The following is a 9,034-nucleotide window of genomic DNA, read 5'->3' as shown; positions in this document are numbered from 1 at the left end:
TTTATCTGCATATTAATGAGTTATATATTAACTATTCAGCGTTTGACTGATTTTATCTAGGTTCAAACTATCAGACATGGCATTAAATATTTCATAATACTTGTCATGATTGGCATAGAGTGTTTCGTGAGTGCCAGTCTCAATCACACGGCCATTTTCAATAACCACCAAGTCATCAGCATCGATGATTTGTGAAATATTATGCGAAACAATAATCACAGTGCGGTCTTTTTTGATTAAATCCAAGCTTTTCTTGATCTGTTGAGTAGCCATAGCATCAAGGCTCGCCGTTGGTTCATCCAAAAACACAATCGGTGGGTCCTTAAGAAACATTCGTGCCAGCGCTATACGCTGCTGCTGACCACCGGACAGTAGCTTAGCTTCACTGTCATAACCATCAGGCATGGTTATGACTTGCTCATGAATCGAGGATTTTTTTGCAGCATCGACAATTTGTTCATAGGTCGCATTCATATCGCCATAACGAATATTGTCAGCGATAGACCCTGAAAAGATATGATTTTTTTGCAATACCAAACCGACTTTCTCACGGAGATTATGAGTGTGGTAATCCTTTAAATTACGACCATCTAGGCAAATCGTTCCGCTGCTCGGGTCATAAAACTTGACCAATAGATTGATAATAGTGCTTTTGCCTGCACCGCTTAAACCAACCAACGCCGTAATCTTATTTGGGCGAATAGTAAAGCTCACATCATGTAACGCCTGTTTGCCATTTGGATAAGCAAAACTAACATTTTCTAGCTCGATATGACCTTTGATGTCATTACATTCGACTTTACCTTCAGATTCAACTGCTTGTTTGTCATCTAAAATATCAAAGAATCCCTCTGCATAAGTGAGGGCGTTATTGATTTGGTCATAAATGCGGTGTAATTCACGTATGGGAGCCGCGACGTTTTGAAATAGCAGGATATGAAACATGATGGCGCCAAGTGTCATCTGTCCATTGAGCACAAAGTAGGAAGATAGAACGATAATAGCCACCACACCAATTTGCTCAATAAAAGTCTTGCCAGCATTGTACATAAACGCAATGCTGCGAATACGTAGCTGATTGGTGGTCATGTCTTTTTGGATTTTCCAGTGCTTATCTGACTCAATTGGCTCGCGTACAAAGGATTTAATCACTATGATGGAGTCAATAATAGAAACAACCAAGCCGCTTTTAGTCTCACGGTATTGACGCATTTGCCTACGAAACCCTTGCAGGCGATTTGCTTGTTGCTGACTGACAAAGAAGTAAATCGGCACCACTGTCAAACCAACCATACCAATCCAAAAGTTGGCATTAAACATAATCACCAACGACACGATGGCACTGGCAAATAGCGGTAGCATATCAATAAAGAAGTTTTGTACCAAAGTCGTGAGACTACTAACCCCTAAATCAATACGGGTTTGCAACTTACCACTGGCATTTTCGTCACTGGTATAAAACGCCATCTTGTAGGATAAAATGCGATCGACCACTTTTTGTGATAAGTCGCGCGATAAGTTAATTCGGATACGCTCACCAAAATAGCGCTGACCAAAAGTAATGATGATGTTGAGTATTTCTTTGACCAATAATATCGCACTGATAAGCGTGAGTAACTTAATACCCTCAGCCCAAGGGTCGGGTAAATCGACAATATTGGTCAAACTATCAATGGTGTACTGCAGTACAAAAGCGTTGACCTGCGCCGTAAACGATCCTAGAACTGTTAATATTAAAGTTAAGGCAATCAGCCCTCGATAGGGCCTGGCAAAGGCTGACAGTCTTTTTAGGATAGACCATAACAAAGCGCCTCTTCCCGTTTTTGACGTTGGAGGCTTTTTGTGCGGTTTTTTGTCTAATTGAACGCGTTGGGGTTGGGAAGAGGTGGGCATGTTAATAAAAGTCGCTACGTTTATATAGTATTGACTATAATAATGGACTATCCACTACCTTAGGTATAGTGGATAGTATAAAAAATATTAAAAGGCATCCGCAGGTACAAACACTTCGCCCACCATGATGCGGCGAGCTGAGCGACTCATGGACACTTTTTTGGCTTGCCAGCGACCATCAACTTGCTCGGTTTTACCACCGACCAACAAGGTGCCTGAAGGATGGCCAAAGCGAACCTCCGATAACGTACGTCCACCTGCAGTATCATTAACGAGTGTACCCTGTGTTGTCGCAGCAGCAGCGATAGCCACAGCAGCTGTTCCCATCATGGCATGGTGTAATTGCCCCATACTCATGGCACGTACCACTAAGTCGATATCATCTGTGTCAACCGATTTTCCACTAGAGGCTTTGTAGCTTTGTGCAGGGCCCACCCAAGCGATTTTGGGTATGTGTTGGCTGGTTTGGGCTTCTGACACATCCTTGAACAGTCCCATTGCAACACCACCTTTGGCACGGATGGTTTCGAGTTTGTTTAATAGTTCTTCGTTACTATTAATATCGCCTTGCAGTTCTGTGCCCAAGAATCCTAAATCTTCGGCTTTCATAAAAACAGTGGGAATACCTGCATTGATAAAGGTTGCTTTGATACTATCAGCCGATAAACCACAACCTGAGACATCAAAATCATCGATGAGATTGTTGGTTGGGAACATATCGCTAGAAGCGTCTACAGGGTCGATGAATTCAATATTCACTTCAGCAGCAGGGAAGGTAACACCATCTAACTCAAAGTCACCAGTTTCTTGAACTTGTACCTTACCTCGCTCGTCGGTATAAACAGGTACGTGAGCAACAATGGTTTTGCTGATATTTTCTTGCCAAATGCGTACTTCACAAATACCGCTTTCAGCATTGTCATCGATGCTGTTATTGATCTTGTCAGCAGAAACCAGACCCATATTAATGGCACAGGCACCAACGGCGGCGGTCAAGTTACCACAATTACCTGCCCAATCTATCATCGGCTTGGCTATATTGACTTGTCCAAACAGATAGTTCACATCGTGTCCTGACTTATCAGATTTGGACAATATGACTGTCTTTGAAGTACTTGAGCTGCCATTGCCTAAGCCGTCGATTTGTTTACCATAAGGGTCAGGGCTGCCGACGACACGTAGCAAAAATTTATCACGAGACTCGCCCGGGACTTGGCAGCGCTCAGGTAAATCAGACAGTTTAAAAAACGTGCCTTTTGAAGTGCCGCCACGCATATAGTTGGCAGGGACTGTTACTTGCGGGGCAAATTTGGGTTTTGCGTGGGTCATGGGGAAGTCCTTTTGAGTATTTATTTGAGTGCTACAAAAAGCGCCCATTTATTCAATATTAGATCCAATCTTAGGTTCAATGTTGACTAGAACTGACTATAAAAAACCGATGCCATATTGCTATACACGGCACCGGCTCTTAATTGCTCACCTTCGATACGTCAGGTGCTTACGCAATGTCTAACGTGCCGTCGACAAACTCTTTGGCAAAACGCTGTAACATACCGCCAGAGTTATACATTTTTACTTCATCGGCAGTATCTAAGCGGCAGATAACCGGTGATTTATCGATACTACCGTCTTTACGATGGATAACCAACGTCATCTCACCACCAGCAGATACATCGCCTTCGATATCAAACACTTCTGAACCATCGATACTTAGTGTTTCACGGTTCGTTCCAGCAGCAAACTGAACGGGTAGAGCGCCCATACCGACTAGGTTTTGACGGTGAATACGCTCGAAGTCTTCGGCGACGACGACTTCTACACCAGCCAAGCGAACCCCTTTGGCAGCCCAGTCACGGCTTGAGCCCTGACCATATCCATCACCGGCAATGATAATCAGTGGTTGTTCACGATTCATATAAGTCTCAATCGCTTCCCACATACGCATGACTTCACCTTGTGGTTCTACTCTAGCGAGTGAGCCTTGAATCACGTTCCCTTCCTCGTCACGTACCATCTCATTTAGTAACTTAGGATTGGCAAAGGTAGCGCGTTGGGCAGTGAGATGGTCGCCACGGTGGGTAGCGTATGAGTTGTAGTCTTCTTCAGGCAGACCCATCGTATCAAGGTACTCGCCAGCGGCACTTTCACCCATGATCGCGTTAGATGGTGACATGTGATCGGTGGTGATGTTGTCACCCAATACAGCCAGCGGACGCAGACCTTTTAGTTTATTCATTGCCGCCATTTTACCTTCCCAGTAAGGCGGGCGACGGATATAAGTACTCATATCACGCCAATCGTACTGAGGGTTGATGATAGAAGCTTCATCACAGCCATCTTTCTCTGCCGCTTCATCAAACATAGGAATATACACTTGGTTAAACTGCTCAGGCTTAACGGCTGATTTTACAATCGCGTCTACTTCGGCATCATCAAACCAGATGTCTTTTAAGTACACATCGTTGCCGTCTTTATCTTTACCCAATGAATCTTTTTCGATATCGAAGCGAATGTTACCAGCGATCGCATAAGCCACGACCAATGGTGGTGACGCTAAGAAAGCTTGTTTGGCATATGGATGGATTCGACCGTCAAAGTTACGGTTACCAGACAAGACAGCGGTACTGAATAGATCACGGTCGATTATTTCTTGTTGGATTTCAGGTTCTAACGCACCACTCATGCCGTTACACGTCGTACAGGCAAACGCAACCACATCGAAACCAAGTGTCTGCAATTCAGGCAACAAGCCAGCTTCTTCCAGATATAGCTTCACGGTTTTTGAGCCAGGTGCCAGTGACGATTTCACCCAAGGCTTACGAGTTAGACCTTTTTCGACCGCATTACGAGCGACAATACCAGCAGCTACCATATTACGTGGGTTTGAGGTGTTGGTACAACTTGTGATAGCAGCGATAATGACGGCACCATCTGGCATCAAACCATCTTCTGGCTCTGGCTGTTTGTTGTCAGCACCATGAGCAATACCTTCAGAGACCAAGTCGGTTGTAGACACGCGAGAGTGTGGTCGTGAAGGACCAGCAATATTACGAACGACTTTTGATAAATCAAAGTGCAACACACGCTCATACTCAGCGTCTTTTAAGCCGTCAGCCCAAAGACCAGTCTGTTTGGCATAGGCTTCAACGGTTTTGATCTGTTCCTCAGAACGACCCGTCAAACGCAGATAGTCAATCGTTTGCTCATCGATAGAGAACATCGCCGCCGTGGCGCCATATTCAGGAGTCATGTTCGAGATAGAAGCTCGATCACCCACAGTCAGGTTGCGAGCGCCCTCACCGTAGAACTCTATGTATGCCGATACGACGCCTTCATCACGCAAAAACTCAGTCATAGCCAGTACTAGATCTGTACCCGTAATGCCTTCTTGTAACTTGCCAGTCAGCTCAACACCAACGATATTCGGCAGGCGCATATAAGAGGGGTTGCCCAACATGACGCTTTCAGCTTCTAGTCCACCGACACCGATAGAGATAACACCCAATGCATCGACCATCGGCGTATGGCTGTCTGTACCAACTAAAGTATCAGGGAAAGCGACCGCATCACTGTCTTGGTCGGCAACGACTTGTACGACTGGTGACATTTTTTCTAAGTTGATTTGGTGCATGATGCCATTGCCAGGCGGAACGACGTTGACGTTATCAAAAGCATACTGACACCAGTTGATGAAGTGAAAGCGATCTTCGTTACGGCGCTCTTCGATGGCACGGTTTTTCTCAAACGCGTCTTCTTCAAAACCCGCGTGTTCTACTGCTAAAGAGTGATCGACGATAAGTTGCGTCGGTACGATCGGATTCACTTTTGCAGGATCACCGCCTTTTGCAGCGATTGCGTCACGTAGTCCAGCCAAATCTACAAATGCTGTTTGTCCTAAAATATCGTGGCAAACCACACGGGCAGGGTACCAAGGAAAGTCGACCTGTTGTTTACGATAGATATGCTGCGAGAGCGCTTCGGTCAAATCCTCTGGCGGGCATCGGCGCACTAAGTTTTCACACAACACTTTTGAGCTAAAAGGAAGCTTGGCATAAGCACCTGGCTCGATTTCATCGATCGCTTGCTCTACATCGAAATAATGCAAATCAGTATCTGGCAATGGTTTCTTATACTTACTGTTCATCGTTTGCGGATTAACTTGCGTTAAAGGTTGCTTGCTGTCAGTACTCGTTGGCATGGCGGGCTGTCCTTTATAAATGAGTTGAATATAAATGAGTTAGAGGTTTATTTGGTGAAATGTCTTGGTGTTAATAGATTTTGCTAAGAAAATTTGAAAAATATCAAGATATAAGTATTAACGTATTGCGCAATCTATTTTAGAGCGGAAAGTTTCAGCCTCTTTAAGCGTCTTTAAACCTGTTATACGAAACGAGCTACTAAGAGGAGCCTGTATGTTTGCAGAATGGATGACTTCGTCATTAGCTACGGTAATCATCTGTTTGCCAATATGTTTTCGAGTCATGGCTTGAAGCTTACGTGAACTCTCGCCATCTATATCAATATACAAAGCATATTCATCGTATCTGTCGTGAGATAACTGAGTACCTGTAATAGCGTCAATAGGTAAAAACTCCCTATAGGCGTTCGCTAATACTTTCTCAATAACATCTCCTTCCACATTATCTACAATATAAAAACCAGGATTTATTGCTGTTGAATCTTTAGCACTATCACAACTTGATGGGACGCTGGCAGTTTGCTTTGGGATATTGGCAGTTTGTTTATCAAGATTGAAACCATCAGCATTACTTATATTTGCGCAAGTCCCTATAGATATTATACAAGTGACTAAGAATAAATTACCCATCATCAGACTCCGGTTTAAGTCAGGCGTAGGGCGCACTTAACACACCCTATAGACCTGAAAAATAATACATTATCTTACACCATTAACGGGCACTCATCTCTGGAACTGGGCGCAACTCTTCGCCAGTATATTCAGCACTTGGGCGAATAATACGGTTGTTGGCGCGTTGCTCAAATACGTGTGATGCCCAGCCTGTTAGACGCGAGCAAACAAAGATAGGGGTGAATAGCTTCGTTGGGATGCCCATAAAGTGATAGGCAGACGCATGGAAAAAGTCTGCATTACAAAATAACTTTTTCTCACGCCACATGACTTCTTCACAGCGTACTGATACAGGATATAGCACTTCATCACCAACATCTTTACCTAGCTTTTCAGCCCAGTCTTTGATAACGACATTACGTGGATCGGATTCGCTATAGATAGCATGACCAAAGCCCATGATTTTGTCTTTACGTGCCAGCATCGCCATCATTTCTTTCTCGGCATGATCTGGTGAGGTGAAGCCTTCAATCATATCCATAGCCGCCTCGTTTGCGCCACCGTGTAGATGACCGCGCAATGAGCCGATGGCACCGGTGATACAAGAGTGAATATCAGATAGGGTAGAGGCGCAGACACGAGCAGTGAAGGTTGATGCATTGAATTCATGCTCTGCATATAGGATAAGTGATACATTCATCACTCTTTCATGCAGCTCGTTTGGTTTTTCACCTTTCAATAAGTGTAGGAAGTGGCCGCCAATCGTCTCATCGTCCGTCTCTGTCTCGATACGGACATCATCGTGTGAGAAGCGATACCAGTAATTGATGATCGATGGAAATGTGGCAAGCATACGATCTGTTTTATCGTTTTGCTGATCAAAATCTGTCTCGGTTTCTAGGTTGCCAATCATAGAGCAACCCGTACGTAATACGTCCATGGGATGCGCTGATGCAGGGATACGCTCAAGCACATCTTTTAGTGCCTGTGGCAGCCCACGTAGTTTTTTGAGTCGAGCTTGGTAGTCATTAAGCTCACTTTGTGTTGGTAGGTTGCCATAAAGTAGCAAGTAAGCCACTTCTTCAAAAATACATTTATCGGCCAATTCTGATACGTCATAACCGCGATAGGTGAGACCTGAACCTGATTTGCCAACAGTAGATAATGATGTCGTACCAGCGACTTGACCACGAAGACCTGCGCCTGAAAGTTGTTTTTGTGCTGCCATGGTTGAATTCCTTTTTTTGGTGGCTTGTGTAATGAGGTTTAATCAGTGAATAACATCTCAGTGAACAACATTATTAGTCACTGAGAGAAACGGTTAAAAAATCTGCGTTATTTGTTGTCAGCAAACAGCTTGTCTAAAGTCTGTTCAAACTGATGATAGTTTAAGAAGTCATATAGCTCCATACGCGTTTGCATGGTATCGACGACTTTTTCTTGAGTGCCATCGTCGATTAGATGTTGATAGACATTCAATGCGGCTTTGTTCATCGAACGAAATGCTGACAATGGGTATAACACCATGTCGACACCGACGCCATTTAACTGCTCAGTGGTATAAAGATCTGTTTGACCAAACTCAGTCATGTTGGCAAGTACTGGAATATCTAATACGTCTGTAAACTGGCGATACATCTCAATGTCGGTTAACGCTTCAGCAAATATCATGTCGGCGCCAGCTTCCTGAAAGGCAACGGCACGTTCAACAGCGGCGTCTAGTCCTTCTACTGAGAGTGCATCGGTACGTGCCATGACCACAAAATCGCTGTCTTTTTTGGCATCCAATGCGGCTTTCAAACGATCCACCATTTCAGAGATACTGACGATTTCTTTATTAGGGCGGTGACCACAACGTTTTTGTGCGATTTGATCTTCGATATGTACCGCAGCCACACCTGCTTTTTCCATCTTTTTGACAGTTTGACTGATGTTAAATGCACCGCCCCAACCTGTATCGATGTCAACCAATAATGGTGTATCGACCGCATCTGTAATGCGACGTGCATCTTCGAGCACATTATCAAGACTGGTCATACCAAGATCTGGCAAACCAAACGACGCATTGGCCACACCGCCACCAGAAAGATATATCGCCTCATGACCCACTTGGGTCGCCATCATCGCTGTATAAGCGTTGATAGTGCCGACGATTTGAAGGGGCAGGTTGTTAGCGTTTTTTTGTTTCATCGCACTGCGAAAGCGTGCACCAGCTGATAGAGAAGTCATATTTTGGTCCTTGCTTGGAGGGGTAGCTTTGTTGTTGATGATTCTGATTATACCCAATTATTGTAGTCTGCAAAGGCCAAATAGAGTGATTAATGTTAATAT

6 protein-coding genes are annotated in these 9,034 nt (G+C 44.3%); all 6 read right to left on the bottom strand.

The window, feature by feature from the left end; translation table 11 throughout:
- Nucleotides 1-27: 27 nt before the first annotated feature.
- Nucleotides 28-1,893, bottom strand: coding sequence for an ABC transporter ATP-binding protein (locus tag L0J61_RS06475; protein WP_301465512.1), 1,866 nt, complete (start codon nt 1,891-1,893; stop codon nt 28-30).
- Nucleotides 1,894-1,980: 87 nt separating this feature from the next.
- Nucleotides 1,981-3,222 (bottom strand): 2-methylaconitate cis-trans isomerase PrpF, encoded by a 1,242-nt coding sequence (gene prpF / locus L0J61_RS06470; protein WP_301465511.1) that lies wholly within the window; start codon nt 3,220-3,222, stop codon nt 1,981-1,983.
- A gap of 169 nt (nt 3,223-3,391) precedes the next feature.
- Nucleotides 3,392-6,037, bottom strand: coding sequence for a Fe/S-dependent 2-methylisocitrate dehydratase AcnD (gene acnD, locus L0J61_RS06465; protein ID WP_301465513.1), 2,646 nt, complete (start codon nt 6,035-6,037; stop codon nt 3,392-3,394).
- Nucleotides 6,038-6,208: 171 nt separating this feature from the next.
- Complete coding sequence (locus tag L0J61_RS06460) at nt 6,209-6,721, bottom strand: hypothetical protein (RefSeq protein WP_301465510.1); 513 nt, start codon at nt 6,719-6,721, stop codon at nt 6,209-6,211.
- An 82-nt stretch (nt 6,722-6,803) separates the two neighbouring features.
- Entirely contained in the window at nt 6,804-7,931 is a 1,128-nt protein-coding gene (gene prpC / locus L0J61_RS06455) for a 2-methylcitrate synthase (protein WP_301465509.1), read from the bottom strand.
- A gap of 107 nt (nt 7,932-8,038) precedes the next feature.
- On the bottom strand, nt 8,039-8,932 hold the full coding sequence (gene prpB / locus L0J61_RS06450; RefSeq protein WP_301465508.1) for a methylisocitrate lyase: 894 nt from the start codon (nt 8,930-8,932) through the stop codon (nt 8,039-8,041).
- Between the last annotated feature and the right edge of the window lie 102 nt (nt 8,933-9,034).

Source organism: Psychrobacter sp. (genome assembly GCF_030457785.1).
Taxonomy (GTDB): Bacteria; Pseudomonadota; Gammaproteobacteria; order Pseudomonadales; family Moraxellaceae; genus Psychrobacter.
Note: the sequence above shows the minus strand (reverse complement) of the source record. Positions and strands in the feature narration are given on the sequence as shown.